Source organism: Actinomycetospora lutea, assembly GCF_028737205.1.
Classification (GTDB): Bacteria; Actinomycetota; Actinomycetes; order Mycobacteriales; family Pseudonocardiaceae; genus Actinomycetospora; species Actinomycetospora lutea.
In genome coordinates, this window is sequence record NZ_JAQZAL010000019.1 from 67,086 (window position 1) to 84,198 (window position 17,113).

Annotated in this window: 13 protein-coding genes; 3 read left to right on the top strand and 10 right to left on the bottom strand. The window is 75.4% G+C overall.

Annotation, left to right across the window (positions count from 1 at the left end):
- Positions 1 to 121 precede the first annotated feature (121 nt).
- From PHK61_RS20555 to PHK61_RS20585, 7 genes are all read right to left on the bottom strand, one after another.
- The gene (locus tag PHK61_RS20555; protein WP_274282879.1) at positions 122 to 1,726 is read right to left on the bottom strand and encodes an O-antigen ligase family protein; all 1,605 of its coding nucleotides are present in this window, start codon (positions 1,724 to 1,726) and stop codon (positions 122 to 124) included.
- The gene (locus PHK61_RS20560; RefSeq protein WP_274282880.1) at positions 1,723 to 4,281 is read right to left on the bottom strand and encodes a hypothetical protein; all 2,559 of its coding nucleotides are present in this window, start codon (positions 4,279 to 4,281) and stop codon (positions 1,723 to 1,725) included. Before PHK61_RS20560 ends, PHK61_RS20555 begins: the two co-directional genes overlap by 4 nt.
- 231 nt (positions 4,282 to 4,512) lie before the next feature.
- Positions 4,513 to 5,673, bottom strand: a complete 1,161-nt coding sequence (locus PHK61_RS20565) for a glycosyltransferase (RefSeq protein ID WP_274282881.1) — start codon at positions 5,671 to 5,673, stop codon at positions 4,513 to 4,515.
- Positions 5,674 to 5,687: 14 nt separating this feature from the next.
- On the bottom strand, positions 5,688 to 7,703 hold the full coding sequence (locus PHK61_RS20570) for a glycosyltransferase (protein ID WP_274282882.1): 2,016 nt from the start codon (positions 7,701 to 7,703) through the stop codon (positions 5,688 to 5,690).
- 89 nt (positions 7,704 to 7,792) lie between these two features.
- Positions 7,793 to 8,881: a GNAT family N-acetyltransferase gene (locus PHK61_RS20575; protein WP_274282883.1), complete on the bottom strand. Its 1,089-nt coding sequence runs from the start codon at positions 8,879 to 8,881 to the stop codon at positions 7,793 to 7,795.
- A complete protein-coding gene (locus PHK61_RS20580; RefSeq protein WP_274282884.1) occupies positions 8,878 to 9,969 on the bottom strand; it encodes a glycosyltransferase family 4 protein in 1,092 nt (363 codons plus the stop codon). The genes PHK61_RS20575 and PHK61_RS20580 overlap by 4 nt, the downstream gene beginning before the upstream one ends.
- On the bottom strand, positions 9,966 to 11,162 hold the full coding sequence (locus PHK61_RS20585) for a glycosyltransferase family 4 protein (RefSeq protein WP_274282885.1): 1,197 nt from the start codon (positions 11,160 to 11,162) through the stop codon (positions 9,966 to 9,968). The genes PHK61_RS20580 and PHK61_RS20585 overlap by 4 nt, the downstream gene beginning before the upstream one ends.
- Positions 11,163 to 11,415: 253 nt before the next feature.
- Here PHK61_RS20585 and PHK61_RS20590 point away from each other — a divergent pair, with 253 nt between their 5' ends.
- On the top strand, positions 11,416 to 12,387 hold the full coding sequence (locus PHK61_RS20590) for a polysaccharide deacetylase family protein (RefSeq protein ID WP_274282886.1): 972 nt from the start codon (positions 11,416 to 11,418) through the stop codon (positions 12,385 to 12,387).
- 3 nt (positions 12,388 to 12,390) lie between these two features.
- Here PHK61_RS20590 and galE read toward each other — a convergent pair whose 3' ends face one another.
- The gene (gene galE, locus PHK61_RS20595; protein WP_274282887.1) at positions 12,391 to 13,365 is read right to left on the bottom strand and encodes a UDP-glucose 4-epimerase GalE; all 975 of its coding nucleotides are present in this window, start codon (positions 13,363 to 13,365) and stop codon (positions 12,391 to 12,393) included.
- Entirely contained in the window at positions 13,362 to 14,723 is a 1,362-nt protein-coding gene (locus tag PHK61_RS20600; protein ID WP_274282888.1) for a glutamate-1-semialdehyde 2,1-aminomutase, read from the bottom strand. Before PHK61_RS20600 ends, galE begins: the two co-directional genes overlap by 4 nt.
- Before the next feature lie 207 nt (positions 14,724 to 14,930).
- Between PHK61_RS20600 and PHK61_RS20605 the strand changes: the two genes are divergently transcribed.
- Together PHK61_RS20605 and PHK61_RS20610 are read left to right on the top strand one after the other, a co-directional pair.
- On the top strand, positions 14,931 to 15,461 hold the full coding sequence (locus PHK61_RS20605; RefSeq protein ID WP_274282889.1) for a hypothetical protein: 531 nt from the start codon (positions 14,931 to 14,933) through the stop codon (positions 15,459 to 15,461).
- A 66-nt stretch (positions 15,462 to 15,527) separates the two neighbouring features.
- On the top strand, positions 15,528 to 16,328 hold the full coding sequence (locus PHK61_RS20610) for a hypothetical protein (RefSeq protein WP_274282890.1): 801 nt from the start codon (positions 15,528 to 15,530) through the stop codon (positions 16,326 to 16,328).
- Here PHK61_RS20610 and PHK61_RS20615 read toward each other — a convergent pair.
- Positions 16,325 to 17,044, bottom strand: coding sequence for an LLM class flavin-dependent oxidoreductase (locus PHK61_RS20615; RefSeq protein WP_274282891.1), 720 nt, complete (start codon positions 17,042 to 17,044; stop codon positions 16,325 to 16,327). The two genes, PHK61_RS20610 and PHK61_RS20615, sit on opposite strands and share 4 nt — an antisense overlap.
- Between the last annotated feature and the right edge of the window lie 69 nt (positions 17,045 to 17,113).

Genomic DNA, 17,113 nt, shown 5'->3' on the forward strand with positions numbered 1-17,113 from the left:
GTCGTCGCCGGCGTCCCGCGTGGCACGGGGCCGCGCGAGCCCGGCGCGTCCGCCCGGCCGGGCCCTCCCATCGTAGGCCGGGCTCCGACGGGACTGATCGTGGCTGCTGGGTGCGGCAGCGTCACCGGGACGGCTGGAGACGACGTTCCGGGCCACCGTCCGGGGGGCGCGTGCCGGGCAGCGCGGCCGCCTCGGCGTGAGGGCGGTCGTGCTCGTCCCACCAGGCTCGCTGGTCGTCGCCCGACATGCCGCCCGGCAGGCCGCTGCCGGGCACGCCCGGCCGGGGCCGCACGCCGCGGGCGCGGTGGCGCTCGAGCTGGATCACGACCATGCCGGCGTAGAGGAACGGCACGAACGTGGCGAAGTCGAGCTGCCGGAGGTCGACGGTGAGCCCGTTCACGACCAGTGTGATCATCGCGATCGCGCCGAGCAGCGCCAGCGGCTGGCCGAGGAACTCGTTGGCCGGCAGCTCACGCAGCGCCCGCCACATCAGGTACAGGACGCAGACCACGACCCCGATCCAGAGCAGCGCGCCCGGGATGCCGAGCTCGGCGGCGATGCCGATCTCGTTCTCGTGGGAGATGAGGTTGTAGCCGCGGTTCCACTCCACGTGCTGGGACCACTGCACGTGGTACCAGGTGTTGTAGGCGAGGAACCGCGCGATCCCGACGCCGAGTAGCGGGTGCTCCTGGATGGCCTGCCAGGACGTCGCCATGATGTTGAGGCGGTCGTACACCTCGTAGGACGACCCGACACCGCCGCTCGCGCGATCGGACGAGAAGAACGTCGAGGCGTTGGCCGCCACACCCGCGAGGCCGGCCAGCGCGGACACGACGAAGGGGCGCCGCCAGCCCCGGGCGAACACGATCCCCATCCCGATCGCGACGACCAGGGCCAGCATCGAGACACGGGTGTGGGTCAGGTAGACCGAGTACGCACTCGCGAAGGCCACGCCGTAGAGCGCGAGGCGCACCCAGCGCTTCACCCCGGGGCGCGTCGCCAGGAACACGCAGGCGAGGAAGCCCATGTCGAGGATCAGGCCGTTGACCACGGGCTGGTTGAACACGCCGTTCGCGCGGTTGTCCCAGTTCGGGTCGGTGATGATGTAGCGCGGCCACACCAGCGACTGCGGGCCGTGGAACTGCAGGATGCTGACCCAGGCCGAGTACGCCGAGAACACCACCGTGGCCCAGAGGACGAAGCGCACGCCCCGCTCGTCGTCGGCGACGCCCTTGGCCAGGATGTAGGCCGCGAACGGCACGATCGTGCCGGTGAAGATCCAGCGCCACACGTCCTGGTCGGCGCCGGTCACCGGGTCGATGGGCGGCAGCTCGTGCGGGAGCATCCAGGACAGGATGTTCCAGGCCAGGTAGGCCGCCATCAGCCACTCGACGACGCCGAGCGTCGGTGGCTTCTTCTCGCCGCGCTTGATCGCCAGCGCATAGGAGATGACGAGCAGCCCGAGCGCCGGGGTGAGCATCTCCGTGGAGATGATCTCCTTCTGCGCGAGGCGCCCGAACGACGCGGCGAAGACCACGACGAGCGCGAGCAGCGGGTCGCCCAGGGCCACGAGGCCCACGAGCGCGCCCACCGCGGCGCCCGCGAGGAGGATGCCGACGTCGCTCGGCGCCGTCACCGCGAGGCCCAGCACGATGACGCAGGCCACGCCACCGACCAGCACGTCGGTGCGGGAGGGCGCCTCGCGGCGCCGGGGGAGCAGGCTCATTTCTCCGTGCGCATCGTGACGGTCGGGGCGGACAGCGAGTCGGAGCGCCGGGCGGAGGCCTCCTCCTTGGCGCCGGCCTTGTCGCCGGACGGCGCGGAGGCCCCGGCACCGTTGCCGGCACGGCTGGTGAAGCGCGCGACGCCGATCCGCTTGGCCCCCGCGGGCGAGCCCGGCGAGGAGGGCTTCGCGGACGGCTTCGACGCCGAGCCCGACGGCGAGGGTGCCGAGGGGGTGGGCTTCGGGGTCGGACGGGCGGGCGGGCCCCCGGCCGGTCCGCCCGCCGGGCCGGCGTGCGGGGCGCTCGCGGCCCCGGGCCCACCCGGCCCGGGCTTGGCGGGCTGGCCGCCCACCGGCCCCGACGGCTTCGCGGCCGACGGGCCGGGCCCGTCCGACGCCTCCGCCGGCTTCGCCGGCTTCGGCGGGCCGGGCTGGGCCGAGCCGCCGAGCGACTCGGAGCCACCGGGCTGGGCTCCACCGGGCTGGGCTCCACCGGGCTGGGCTCCACCGGGCTGGCGGGTGTCACCGTTCGGCGGCTCACCGCCGGGCTTCGGCTGCGGGGACGGCTTCCCGCCGGTCTCGCCGGTGCGGCGCACCACGCGGGCCGCCGGACTCAGCGCGGCGTCGAGGCCGGGCTTGCCGCCCTGGCCACCCTGACCCTTCGCCGGGCCACACTGACCCACCGGGGCCTGGCTGCTCTGGGCCTGACCCTGGCCCGCCGCGGGCGAGGGGCTCGGCGAGCGGCCGGGGCCGGCCGGGTTGGGGCGCGCGGCGGGCGAGGGGTCGCCCTTCTCCGGGCCCGTGCCCGGGCGCCCGGTCGGCGCGGAGCCGGCGGCGGGCTTGTCGTCGCGGCGCTTCGGCTCGCCGGCCGGGGAGGCCGTGCCGTTGACGGGGCGGTGCGAGCCGTTGGTGCCGTTCTGGCCGGCCGGGGCAGCCGCACCTGCGGCAGTACCAGCAGCCGCCGCCGCGACCGCCGCGCCGGCCGCGCCGGTCGTGGTGCCGGAGCCGTCACGGTTGAGGGCCTCGCGGGCCTCCTCGAGCTTCTTCGCCGAGATCGGTGCCGTGCGGTCGGCCGGCGGGACGGCCTCGCTGCCGGGACGCGGGCCGGGACCCGCCGGGGCGCCGGCCCCCACGGGCGCGGCGGCCGGGAGCGGGCGACCCGTGGGCGGGCCCGCCGGGAGCCGCACGGGGTTCCAGTTGCGCTCGGACAGGAAGCCGGGGTCGACCATCTGGTTCGGATTGCGAACCAGCACGACGCCGAGAGCGGTGGACCCGGTGCGACCGAGGGCGTCGAGCGCCGAGGTCGCGTCCTTGGCGCGGGTCTCGCCCTCCTCGATCACCAGCAGGGCGCGGTCGGCGACGGTGCAGACGACCTGGCCCTCGACCGACTCGACGGGCGGCGCGTCGATGATGACGAGGTCGGCGAGCGCGGTGCCCTGGGTGACCAGGCGCTGCACGTGGGTCTTGGAGAACAGCGCGAACAGGTCGTCGCGCTTGCTGCCCTGCGGCGCGACGAGCAGGGCGCGGCCGTTGGTGAAGATCTTGCCGTCGACCCGGCTGCCGCCGCGCTCGGCGAGGAAGTCGGCGACGCCGGACATCGTCGCGAGTTCGGAGGGCAGCGGCTCGGCCTCGAGGTCGGTCTGCAGCAGCAGCGTCGACTGGCCCTGCAGGGCACGCAGGCCGGCGAGGGCCACGGCGACGCGGGACTTCGACGCCCGGGTGGTGTAGGGCCCGGTGATCGCGAGCGCGCCCGGGGTGGGCATTCCGTAGGGGTTGGTGAGGCCCATCAGCGAGCGCAGAAGCTGCGCGCGGGCGTCCTCGCCGGAGCGGCGCCGGCCGCCGACGGTCGCGAGCACCGACAGCCCCAGACGGTCGCGGACCTCGTTCGAGGTGACGATGCGGTTCTCGAAGCGGCCGAGCGCGATGGCGAGCAGTGCGCCGAGGAGCAGGCCGCCGACCAGCGCGGCACCGGCGTTGCGGGCGGCGTTGGACGAGTTGGACGCGACACCGGCGTTGAGCTGGAGATCCTGGAGCTGGTTGGTGCCGCTCTGCAGGTTCGTGATCGCGTCCTGGAGCCGGCCGACCTCGTCCGAGTTGTTCTGCGCCCGGGCCGCGTCGAGCTGGCGTGTCAGCTCGGCGATCTGGGCCTGGCTGTTGCCCTGGAGGCCCTCGTTGACGTCGTCGCGCAGCGCCTCGGCCATCCGCGTCGCCGACGTCTGCGCGAGCTCCGGCCGGTCGGCCGTGGCCTCCACGTAGACGATCGGGCTCGAGGCGGCGATACGCGCGTTGAGCGCGACCGAGCTCGGCACCGAGGCGCGCTGGCGCAGCACCTCCTGGGAGGAGGCCTGGTTGAAGTAGTCCGCGTAGCCCTGCGCCAGGACGGTGTCCTGCTCGGGTGCGCGATCCTGGGAGACGATCGTCAGCGCGGCGCGACCGGTGTAGGTCGTCCCCTGCAGCAGGGAGGCCCCCAACGCACCCGCGGCGGCCACGAGGCCGATGACGAGGATCAGCACCCAGCGACGCCGGATGCGGTCCCACTGGATCAGGAGCGGGCTCATTGCGTGCCTTTCGTCCGATCGCCTCCGGCGCGCCGCCCGAGGATGGTGCGCCGGCACATCGTAGTGTGACGGGCTGTTGCTCCAGGCCCGTCTCCAGGCCTGTCCTGCACCTGCACGGCCACCCGGAACGGTAGCGAACAGGGCGTCGAGCCCCGCCCGGCGGGCGTGCTGGTCACGGTGGTCCACGGGACCGCTCGACCGTGAGACGTGCGGCGTCGTCGCAGGTTGTCGTCAGTGCGCGAGCAGGTCGGAGATCATCCGTTCGCAGCAGCGAGCGGTCGTCTCGATGCTGAAGTCCCGTTCGGCGCGCATGCGGGCCGCCTTGCCGAACGCACGGCGCAGCTCGTCGTCGCCGACGAGCTCGCCGAGACGTCGGACCAGTGCGTCGAGATCGCCGGCGGGCACGAGGTGGCCCTCCGCGCCGTCGGCGACGATGTCGGGCAGGCCCCCGACGGCGGACGCGACGATGGGCAGCCCGGCCGCCATCTGCTCGATCACCGACATCGGCACGCCCTCGTGCTTCGAGGGGAGCACGCCGAGATCGGCGCCCGCGAGCAGGCGCGGCACGTCGCGGCGCAGGCCGGTGAACACCACCCGGTCGGCGACCCCGAGCTCCTCGGCGAGCGCCGTCCGCTCCTGCGCCAGCGGCCCCTCGCCGACGACGAGGACCCTGAACCGGGGGTGGTCCGGCGCGAGCCGCGCCAGCGCACGCAGGAGCAGGTCGTGTCCCTTGATCGGAGTGACGCGCGCGACGATGACCGCGACGACGTCGTCCTCGGCGAACCCGAGCTCGGCGCGCACCTCGGCGCGCTGCGCGGGCGTCGGGAGCTCGGGGATGCGGATGCCGTTGGGCACCACGTACTCGGGCACGCGGCGCCACGGGTAGCGGCCCACGCCCTCGTGCTCGTGCAGGTAGGCGCTCTGGCTGGGCACCAGCAGGGCCAGGCCGTCGGTGACCTTCAGCGTCTCGACGACGTAGGGCGGCAGTGCGCGGTCGCCGACGTGGTGCAGGTCCATGTTGTGCACGGCGATGACGTTCGCGGGGACCCCGGCGAGCTTCGCGAACCACGGGCCCAGCACGAGCGGGGCGCGCTGGAAGTGGGGGACGAGGACGACGTCCGGCTTCGTGCGCCGGAAATGGGTCCAGAGCTTCGCGGTGGCACGCAGGTCCTTCCAGCCGTACCGACCGAAGACGGTGACGTCGAAGCCCGAGGCGCGGAAGTCGTCGGCGAGGGTGCCGCCCTCGCGCAGGCACACCAGCTCCGGACGCACCTTGTCCGGGTCGAGGTGCCGGAACATCTCGAGCAGCACCACCTCGGCGCCGCCGACGAGCGCGGCGTTCAGCACGAGGCAGAGGCGGGCGGGTTCGTGGGGGCGGGACCGACGCGGCACGGGGGCGGACCTCTCTACAGCGTGCGGGCGGGCTCGGCGGGCGCGCCGGTGAACGGGTGGCCGAGCAGCCGGACGAAGGCGCGCTGGTAGTCGTCGGCCATCGCGGCGACGGTGTAGTGCGAGAGCGCGCGGTCGCGGCCGGCGGCGCCCAGCGCGGCGGTGCCGGCCGGGTCGTCGATCACGGCGCGCAGGGCCTCGGTCCAGCGCTCGCGGGTCAGGGGGTCGACCATCACGCCGGCGCGCCCCCCGTCGAGCATCTCGGGCACCGCGCCCGACACCGACGCCATCACCGGGACCCCACGCATCATCGCCTCGACCATGACCAGCGGGAACGCCTCGAACCCGCTGGGCACACAGAGGACGTCGATCTGGCCGAAGGCCTCGTCGGGGCCGAACGCGCGGCCGCGCCAGCGAACCTTCCCGGCCAGGTGCGGGGGTGTGCGCGCCTCGAGGTCAGCGCGGTCGGGGCCCTCGCCGAAGATGTCGAGGGTCCAGTCGCCCGGGCGGTCCAGGGCGTCGAGGGCGTCGGCGAGCAGCAGCGGGTTCTTGTACTCCACGATCCGCGTGACCATGCCGAACCGGACCGGGCCGCCCTCCGTGGCGGGCGCGTAGGAGCGCTCGGCCGCGGCGGGGATGCCGTTCGGGGCGATCATCACGGTGTCGGTGAGCGGTTGGAACCGGGTGAGGTCGTCGTGGTGCTGGCGCGCGAGCACGAGCAGCGCGTCCGCGGCGCGCAGCGCCCGGGCCTGGCGGTCGGTGTAGGTGGGCCCCCCGAGCTCGGCCGGGTCGTGGCTCGCGGGCATCCACAGACGCCGCTCGCCGTGCAGGCGGCCCTGCGCGCGCCAGCCGAGGGCGAAGCCGATCTCGGTGTTGGTCACGCCGCTCACGAGGATCGCCTCGTCGGTGGGCACGTCGACCAGCGGCTGCCAGAACGGCTGGAGCAGCAGCCGCACGCGGGGGTCGAGCTCCGCGGTGTAGGGGCCGAGCTTCTGCAGCGCCACGACCGTGACGGGGTGGCCGCGCTCGAGGAGCTCGTTGGCGAGCATCACCCGCTGGCGCTCGGCGCCGCCCAGTTCGAGGCCGTTGGAGATGACGACGACCGCCGGCCGGTCGCCCGCCCGGGCCGCCGCGGCGGTGCGCTCCCGGCGCCGTCGGGCCCGGGAGACGGGCTGCACGCGGTCGAGCAGCGACGCTCCCGCGGCGAACAGGGCGCCGCGGCCGGCGTTGTTGCGGATGCCGAGCCCCATCGTGCGGGCGGCGCGGCGCAGGTCGTCGGGACGCCGGACGGTGCGCTCGTCGGCGGGCACGTCGACGCCGGCCGTGTCCTCGGTGTCGTCGGGCGCCTCCCACCGGGCCTGCGGTTCGGGGTCGTCGACGAGGCGCAGCGTCCACCCGGCGGCGAGCGCGGCGCGCTGCCAGGCCGCCTCCTCGCCGCCGTCGAAGAAGCGCTCGTCGAAGCGCCCGACGGCGTCGTAGGCGTCGCGCGAGACCAACAGGCAGCGGCGCAGCAGGTGCCCGTCGACGCGGTCGGGCGCGGTCGCGTAGAGCTCGCTGACCCGGCGCCCGCGCAGCGAGTCCGACCAGCCGGCGACGTCGACGAGACCGCGCACGATGCTCTGCGGGCGACGCGCCATGTCCCAGGGCCGGCCCTCGCGGTGGGCGTCGAGGACGGTGGGCGAGACCGCGGCGACGCCGGCCTCGGCCAGCACCTCGCGGGCGCGGGCCAGCGGGCCCAGCAGCTCGACGGCGGGGTCCAGGAGCAGCGCGTCGTGCTCGGGCACCTGCGCCATGAGGCGGTTGGTGGCGGTCACCGGCCCGAGGTCGGCGTCCCAGAAGGTCCACGTGACGTCGGGGCGGCGCGCGGCGACCTCGCGGATCGCCGGGGTGGCGGCGTCCCGGTTGTCCCAGACGTGCACCCGGGCGTCGGGCAGCCACTTGTCGACGGCGCCGAGGGCCCGGTCGAGCAGCTCCGCGCGAGCCGGGGAGATGATCAGCACGGCGAGCCCTCGCCGCTCCGTGGTGCCTGCCACCCGCACGTCCTCCTGCGCATTCGGGGCCGCGTCGATCGTGGCACGACGCGACGAGCGCCCCGATCGGGGCACTCCCGTCACCCCCCGCGTCACAGACGACGGGCCATGGAGACGAGCCACTCGCCGTCGAGGTGGCTCATCAACGATTTGGTGGAGCCCAGCAGCGCCAGCGCCGTCGAGTCCTCCGACGCGACCAGCGCCCGTGCCGAGCGGCGCACGACCACGCCCGGCCGCGACAGGACACCGGAGAGCCTCGGCTCGAGCCGGCCCTGGACGACCGCGGCGCCGTCGTCGAAGGCCTGGCGGAACAGGTGGTCGACCACCGGCTCCGGGTCGCTGCCGGTGGCGCACAGCTGCAGCACCTGCGCGACCCCGTGCTCGGGCAGGACGTAGACGAACCAGCCGAGCACCCGGCCGTTCGCCGCCCGCACGAGCCGGGCGACCGGGCGCCCAATCCGGGGCACGGCGGCGACCTCGTCGAGCGCCCACGACAGGAACGCCTCGTCATAGTCCGGGTAGAGCCGCAGCCGTCGCCCGATGCTGCTCATCTGCTCGAGCAGCCCCTCGATCGTCAGCGGCTCGCGGGTGCCCGCGGGCTCGCCCGGCTCGGCCGCGAGCCGTCGGACCCGCGGGGCGAGCGCGTCGATCGGGCGGGCCACGCCGCGAGCGACGCGGCGCACCAACCCCTCCCGCTCCTGCAGGTCCATGAGGGCGCCGACGGCCCGGCCGGGACGCAGGATGCGGTACCAGCCGACCGAGGCGTGCACGAGCTCCTGGCCGCCGAGCTCGCGCCACATCTTCAACGAGTCGTCGTTGGAGCGGTCGGCGAGTGTGAGGTCCTGCGGGCCCGCCATGAGCCGGCGCAGCAGCAGGGCGCCGACGCCCCTCGTGCGCCAGTCCGGGTCGACGACGAGGTTGCTGCTCACCGCGAGCCGGGCGGGGCGCCCGTCGACGCGGAGGCGCCGCGTGCTCGCGCCGATGAACCCGATGATCGACCCCTCGGCGGTCTCGTGGACCAGGGACGGGATGTCCGGGTCGGCCCAAGGATCGTCGAGCAAGGTGCGCTCGAAGTACCGGGCGATCTGGGCCCGGCTGCTGGTGCCGGTGCCCATGACCTGGTCGAAGAGCGCGGCGACGTCGTCGAGGTCTCGCCGCTCGAGGGGCCGGATGCCGCTCACGCCCGCACTCCCGCGACGTCGCGCCACAGGTCGGCCAGCCGTGCCGCCCAGGCGTCAGCGGCGAAGCCGCGGACGTCCTCGCGGGCGCGGGCGCCGATCTCGTGGCGGCCCGCGTCGTCGACGAGGAGCTTGCCCAGCGCCGCGGCGAGGGCGTCGGGGTCGGCGACCGGCACCAGCACGCCGTTCTCTCCGTCGCGGATCAGCGCCGGCAGGCCGCCGACCGGGGTGACGACGGGCGTGACGCCCCACGCCATCGCCTCGAGCACCGACATCGGCAGCCCCTCGGCGTGGCTGGGCAGCAGCAGGACCTGCGCGCGGGCCAGCAGGGCGTCGCGCGCGGCGGCGTCCAGGTAGCCGGACACCTCGATGACGTCGCCGACGCCGGTGTCGCGGACAGCGGCCCGCAGCGGCGCCGGGTCCTCGTGGCCGGCCGCGACGACGCGCAGCCGCTCGCGGGCCTCGGCGGGGAGCAGGTCCACCGCCCGGACGAGGTCGAACACGCCCTTCTTCTCCCGCAGCGCGCCGAGGAAGGCAGCGACGACCGGGCCGTCGTCGGTGCGCTCGGGCACCGACGCCGGCCACTCGACGGGGTTGGTCATCATGACCATCCGCCCGGCCGGGACGCCGAGGCGCTGCGCGTACCCGTCGCGGACGGTCGCGTTGAGCACGATCACGCGGTCGGCCACGAGCAGCCGGCGCACGAGCGCTTGCGCGGGCCGGGGCAGGCCGTCGTACCAGTCGAGGAAGAGCCCGGCGTGGGCGTGCACCACGGTGGCGGCGCCGCGCAGCCTGCCCACAGTGAGGATGACGCCCTTGCGCAGGACACTGGCCTTCTTCGACAGGTTGACGTGCACGACGTCGATCCGCCGCGTCATCAGCGTGCGCACCGCCCCACCGACACCGGCGAGGGTCGCGCGCAGGCGCGTGGCCACGCCGCCCTCGGTGTAGGTCGCGACGACGTGCAGCTCCACGTCGTCGGGGACCCACCGCTCGAGCAGGCGCTGGACGCTGGCCATCCCGCCCTGGGTGCGGGCGGACGGGCCGGCGACGAGGACCTGCAGGCGCCGTGGGGTGCGGGGGGCGGTCATCGCGTCCGGGGTCGGTGGGCCAGGTCGTAGGCCGCGACGAGGGCCTGCTCGGACTGCTTCCACGACAGCGGGCCGGTGACCCGGTCGCGGCCGATCTCGCCCATCCGCCGCCGGCGCTCAGGGTCGTCGAGCAGCTCCGAGATCAGCGCGGCGAACTCGGTCTCGTCGTTGTCGCGCGCGTACACGGCAGCCTCGTCGGCCGAGACCCGCGACTCGCGCAGGTCGAACGACACGACCGGGATGCCCATCGCCATGTACTCCACGATCTTGTTCATCGTGGACAGGTCGTTGAGCGGGTTGCGCGGGTCGGGCGCGAGGCCCACCGACGCCGCCGAGAGGTACCGCAGGATGTCCGGGGTGTGCGTCCAGCCGGTGAAGGTGGTGCAGTCGGACAGCCCCAGCGCATCGGCCAGCGCCCTGACGTCGTCGAGGGCGTCGCCATCGCCCATGAACACCGCGTGCCAGTCGTCGCGGTGCTCCGCGCGCAGGTGGGCCAGCGCGCGCACCGCGTAGTCGACGCCGTCCTGCGGGCCCATCACGCCGAGGTAGGCGAGCAGGTGCTTCTTGCCCTGGCGCAGCGCCGGCTCGACGGGGACCTCGTGGAAGCGCTCGCCCGCGGGGGCGCTGCGCACGGTGAACGTGCGCTCCGGACGGACCCGTCCGCGCCGCACCGCGAGCTGCCGGTAGCTCTCGTTCGTGGAGACGACGACGTCGGCGGTGCGGTAGGTGAGGAACTCGACGAGCCGCATCGCCCAGTAGAGGGCGTCGCGCTTCGGGCGGAAGCGCGAGAGATAGAGCTCGGGGATCAGGTCGTGCTGGTCGAACACGACGCGGGTGCCACCGAGCCGCAGCACCAACGCGATGACGAACAACAGGTCCGGCGGATTGCACAGGTGCACGATGTCGATCGGCCCGCGGCGCCGGACGTGCCGCAGCGCCCGGTAGGTGCGCCAGAGCGCCTGGCCGTACTCACGGACGTAGCCCGCAGGACCGCCGGAAGCGGCGTCCAGCGGGTAGCGCTGGATGTGGACCCCGTCGATGACGGCCTCGGGCTCGGTGTCGCGCTCGTCGCCGCGGGGGCAGATGACCTCGACGTCCCAGCCGTGGTCGCGCAGGGTCATGCACTCTTGCCACACCCGTCGGTCGGCCGGGACCGAGAGGTTCTCGACCAGGATCAGGGCCCTACCCGTCACGGCGCTCCTCTCCGTGGTTTCCCCCGACAGGCCCCCGCCGGACGTCGTGCTCACCGAGCTCCATCACCTGGTCCTCACAGTCGTCAGGGGCCACCGACGGGCATCGGCAGGGTCGCTTTCCGAAGCTATCAGCGCCCGGAAAGGCCGCTTCGGGCCGCTCCCTACCCCTCTCCCAGGACGTTCGGGGCCCCTCCACGTTGCCCCTGCGGGGGGCTCCGGGAACGTGACGGCGGCCCGCCTACGATCCGCGGGTATGAGCCGTCGGCTGCTCGTCCTGGGTTGGCACAACATCGACCCGACGCCGTACGCGCCGGCCCCGCCGGGCAGCGGGCGCGAGGGATTCGCCCGGCAACTCGCGCTGCTGGACCGGATCGCCACGGTGGTCCCGTTGGGCGAGGCCGTCGACACCCTCGCCGCGGGCGGATCGCTGCCGCCGAGGGCGGTCGCGCTGACCTTCGACGACGGCTACGCCGACTGGCTCGAGGCGGCGGTCCCCGCGCTCGACCGCCAGGGCGTGCACGGGACGTTCTTCCTGGTCTCGGACATCCTGTCCCGCCGTGTCGGCGCCTGGTGGGAGGACCTCGCCGAGGCCTTCGACCGCGCCGAGGTGCCCCACCTCGAGTGGGCCGGGCGCATCCACGACCTGTCGACGCCGCAGGCTCGACACGCCACCCAGGAGGCGCTGAAGGGTGAGCTCAAGCTCGTCGACCGGGTCACCCGCGTCGCCGCCGTCGATGCCATCGCGGGGCGGATCGCGCCCTCGGCGCCGGCCTCCCCCTCGCTCTTCCTCGACTGGGACGGCGCCCGCGCGCTGGCCGCCTCCGGGCACGGGATCGGCTCCCACACGGTGACCCACCCGATCCTCGCCCGCGAGGAGGTCGCGACCCAGGAGGCCGAGCTCAGCGAGTCCCGCCGGGCTCTCGAGGACGGGCTCGGACAGGCCGTCGACCTGCTCGCCTACCCCAACGGCAACAAGGGTGACTACGACGAGCGGACCATGGAGCTCGCCGAGCGGGCGGGCTACCGCGCCGCCATCACCACCCGGGCGGGGCTCGCGGGCCCCGACGCCTCGCCGTACGCGATGCGTCGCGTCCTCGTCACGCCGCACACCGATCTCGGCGAGCTCGTCGGGAAGGTCGGGCGCAAGTCGTCGAAGCTCGCTGGCGCGGTCGTGCGCCGCGGCGCCCGGCTGGCCTCGTCGGTCGCGGACCGGGCGCGGCGGTAGGGCTCAGCCGGCCGGCACCGTCCGGGCCGCCCACGCCGAGGCGACGATGTCGTCGAGGTCGTGGCGGGCGCGCCAGCCGAGCCGGTCGGCGATCCGGGAGACGTCGGCGACGACCGACGCCGGGTCGCCCGGGCGCCGCGCCGCGATCACCGGGTCGACGCGGCTGCCGGCGATCCGCGCGACGGTGGCCATCACCTCGAGCACCGAGAAGCCCCGTCCGACGCCGACGTTGAGCGTCTCGGCACCCGGGGCGTCGAGCAGCGCGGTGGCGGCGACGTGGGCGTCGGCGAGGTCGTCGACGTGGACGAAGTCGCGCACGCAGCTGCCGTCGGGGGTGTCGTAGTCGGTGCCGAACACGGTCGGCGGGCTCCCGTGCGCGACGGCGTCGAGGGCGATCGGCACGAGGTTGGCCTGGCCGCGGTCGGCGAGCCGCGCGTCGCGGGCGCCGGCGACGTTGAAGTAGCGCAGGGCGACGTAGCGCAGGCCGGTGGCGCGGTGGACGTCGGCGAGCAGCCACTCGCCGGCGAGCTTGGTGGTGCCGTAGGGGTTCACCGGCTCGCACGGGTCGTCCTCGCCGACCGCGCTGCCGGCCGTCGCCCCGTAGACCGCGGCGCTCGACGAGTAGACGAACCGCCCCACCCCGGCCCGGTCGCAGGCGGCGAGCACGCTGCGCAGGCCCTCGACGTTCTCGCGCCAGTAGTACAGCGGCCGCGCCACCGACTCGGGCACGCTCTTGCGGGCCGCGAAGTGCATGACGCCGTCGAGCCCGTGGTCGGTCAGCGCGGCGGCGACCGCGTCCTCGTCGAGCACGCTCGCGCGCACGAGCGGGACGTCCTCGTCGACGCGCTCGGCGAGCCCCGTGGAGAGGTCGTCGAGCACCACCACGGCGTCGCCGCGGGCCCGCAGCGCCCGCACCGTGTGCGCGCCGATGTACCCGGCCCCGCCGGTGACGAGCCAGCGTCCCCCCGCCGTCGTCACGTCAGGCGCCTCGGTGCCGCCGAGGCCCGCAGGGCCGGCGCGACCGGACGGCCCTCGAGCACCGCCTCGGGCCCGTCGGAGAGCGCCTTCTCGTAGGCGGGCAGCGCGCCCGCGACCGCGGCGACGGTCTGCTCGACGTCGGCGTCGGTGTGCGCCGCGGAGATGACGAACGACTGCCCGAGCACGCCGCGGCGCAGGAGCTCGCCGAGGAACACCGTGCGCATCGGCTGCGACGGACGTCCCTCGGCGTCGCGCGTGCGGAAGACGAGGCACGCCGGGTGCCCGACGACGTCGACGAACTCGGTGAGCCCGGCGGCGGCGACGACCTCGTTGCACGCCTCGGCGAGCTTGGTGCCCTGGCGGCGCATCGTGGCGACCGGGTCCTCGCGGCGGTAGGCCTCGACGACCGCGCGGAACGCGGTGAGGCCCACGGTCTCGGGGCCGTGGGTGGTGGAGAGCAGGAAGACGCGGTCGGCGTCGGTGCGCAGCCCGCCGAGCTCCATCAGCTCCCGGCGGCCCGCGAGCGCCGAGACCGGGAAGCCGTTGCCCATCGCCTTGCCCCAGGTCGACAGGTCCGGCGTGACGCCGTAGACCGCCTGCGCGCCGTGCGCCGACCAGCGGAACCCGGTGATCATCTCGTCGAACACCAGCACCGCGCCCTGCGCCGTGCACAGCTCGCGCACGCCCTCGAGGAAGCCGGGGGCCGGGTCGTGCAGCGCCGTCGCCGCCTCCATGAACACCGCGGCGATGCGGCCCGGGTGCGCGTCGAAGAGGGCGCGCAGGGAGGCGAGGTCGTTGTAGACGAAGCCGACGGTGCCCACGCGGGTGGTCGCGGGGATGCCGGCGTTCATCGGGGTGTTGCCGATGAACCAGTCGTCGGTGGAGAAGAAGGGCTGGTCGGCGACGGCGACCATGTCCCGCCCGGTGGCCGCGCGCGCGAGCTTGAGGGCGGCGGTGGTCGCGTCGGAGCCGTTCTTCGCGAACTTCACCATGTCGGCGCCGGAGACCAGGCCGAGGAAGTCCTCGGCGGCGTCCACCTCGAGGCGGCTCGGGCGGGAGAAGTTCAGCCCGCGGTCGAGGACCTCGCGGACCGCGGCGGTCACCGGCTCGTAGCCGTGCCCGAGCGTGACCGAGCGCAGGCCCATGCCGTACTCGACGAACTCGTTGCCGTCGACGTCCCACACCCGCGCCCCGCGGCCGTGCTCGATGACCGGCGTCATCGTCTCGGGGTACTGGTCGGAACCGCGCGCGTAGGTGTGCGCGCCGCCCGGCACGAGATCGTGCAGCCGGGCCTGGAGGCGGGCGGACTCGCTGAAGTCCGGCTGGGTGCGCGACGACGACGGGGACACGGACGTCATGGGCCTCAGCTTCCCTGGTCCACGGGTGACGGTGGTGTCCAGGGTGACGAAGCCGTTGCTCCGCGCGGGAGCACCGTCCCCCCGGACAGGGTGTGTCGCCATCCTCCGCTCCGCGGGGTCACGAGCGGGCACCGGCCCGCCACCCCGACGGCCGAGCGCCCGTCCCCCGGTCCAGAACGGGCATCTCCGACGTCCACACTGGTCCGCATGGCAGCACCGGTCGCACCTTCCGGAGCAGCAGAACCCGGTCCGTCCGGGCGTCACGCGCGCCGCGACGACGATCACCCCCCGCCGGTGGCCCGGCGCTCGCCGCGCCGCTCGCGCGCCGTGCCGCTGCGGCGGGTGCCCTGGCCCGTCGCCGCCGACCCCGACGCGGTGACCGCCACCGTCACCGCGGGGCCGGCGCTCCCGCCGCGGCACCGGGCGCCGTCGACCGCGACCACCGTCCTGCCCGGCTCGCCCGCGGCGCCGACCGCGCAGGCCGGTGTGCCCGGCCTCCGGCCGGCGCCACCACCGCCGGGTCCGCCCGGGTCCGTGCCGTCGGCCGGTGCGCCCGGGCTCGCCCCGCCGCCGACCGTCCCGCCGCCGATCGTCCCGCCGCCGATCGTCCCGCCGCCGATCGTCCCGCCGCCGCCAGTCCCGCCGGTGCGCCGGGCACCGATCCCCCGCGAGCGCGTGCCCGGCACACCGATCGTCGACCGACGCCCCGTCTGGGGCCCGCCGCAGCCCGCGCGCTGACGGGCGGTGTTCTCCGCTGCGGCCCGGGCACCGCGTGATCGCGCGGCAGCTGGCAGAGTCGCGGCGGTGGGCACGTTCGACCCGTCCCGGGCGGTCACCCGGCTCGTGCCCGCGATGCACCGCGACGGGCCCTACCGCCCGCCCCAGGGGTCCGAGCTCGCCGCGCTCGACGCGCTGGCCGACGCGCTCGCCCGCGGGCACGGCGACGCCGCGGTCGAGGCCGGTGCCCGCCTGGGGCTCGCGACGACACGCGCCGACGGCCGTCTGCTGCTCGCGTCCGACCCGCGCGCCGAGCGGGCGTGGCTGGTGATCGTGCTGGGGTGTGCGCCGCACGCGGTGGTGCAGGTCCCGCACCCCAACGCCGACCTCGCCACCGAGCACGTCGGGCTCGCCCTCGCCGAGCGCCGCCCGGGCGTGCTCTACCTACAGGCGGGTGCGCACCGCGTCGCCGCCGCGCCCCCGGAGGCCCGCGAGCGCGCCGACTGCCCCGCCGACGTGGCCGCCCGCGAGGACGCGCCGTTCTCCCGCGTCGCGGCGGCCCTCGTCGACCGGGGCCTGCCGCAGATCCAGCTCCACGGGTTCGCCGACCGCGCGGGCGTCGACGTCGTGCTCTCGCCGGGCGCGGCGGGGGAGGGCGCGCTGCTGGCGGCCGTGCGGGACCGGCTCGCCGACGCCGGTGAACGGGTGGGCGAGGGTGACGACGAGCGCTGGGGCGACCTGCTGGGCCGGCGCAACGTGCAGGGCCGGGCGGCGGCGCGTGCGGGGACGGCGTTCGTGCACCTCGAGCTGTCGCGCTCGCTGCGCCGGGACGCCGGCCGCCGCGAGGCCGTGGCGGCGGCGCTGGACAAGGCGCTGGAGGAGATCTAGGGGTACAGCGCCCGTACCTGCTCCGGCTCCGGTCCGCCCGGCTCGAGCAGCACCACGGCGTCGTCGAACCCCGCCTCGGCGTAGCGCTGCAGCGCGGCGCGCGTCTCCCCGGGGTCGGTGACCGGGACGGCGCACACGACCGCCCGTCCGCCGCCGGCGGCGCGGAAGCGGCCGTGGGCCTCGACGATCTCGTCCGGCGTGCGCCGGTGGCCCGACGCGAGCCAGCCGTCGAACTCCCGGGCGGCGCGCTCGACGCTGGCGCCCCAGGAGCCGAGCAGGAGCGGCGGGACCGGGCCGCTCCCGGCGAGCAGCGCGCGCAGTCGCGGGACCTGCTCGCGGAACGTGCGGAAGCGCGCGGTGTGGTCGCGGTCGAGGAGCGCGAAGTCGGCCTCGGTCGAACACGGGCTGACGCCGAGGGTCAGGCGGTCGCCGGCGACGGAGGCGAGGGAGAGGACCCGGTGGGCGAGCTCGGCGGGGTGGTGCAGCGGCACCTGCACGGTGGCGGTGCCCAGCTCGACCTCGTCGGTCACCGCGGCCGCGGTCGCCAGCGCCACGAACGGATCCGGCACCAGCGAGCCGCGACCGATGACCTCCGGGGACCACAGGCTCTCGAAGCCCGCGCCAACGAGCCGCCGCGCCCACCCGGCCACCGCGTACGGCGGCCCCGGGGAGAGGTGCACGAGCGTCGCCCCGAGGCGCACGACGTCCTCCTCCATCGGCGTGTCGCGCAGCCAGGATGTGGCGATCCTGGCGTCAGACGCCAGGGATGCCGCATCGCTCGAACG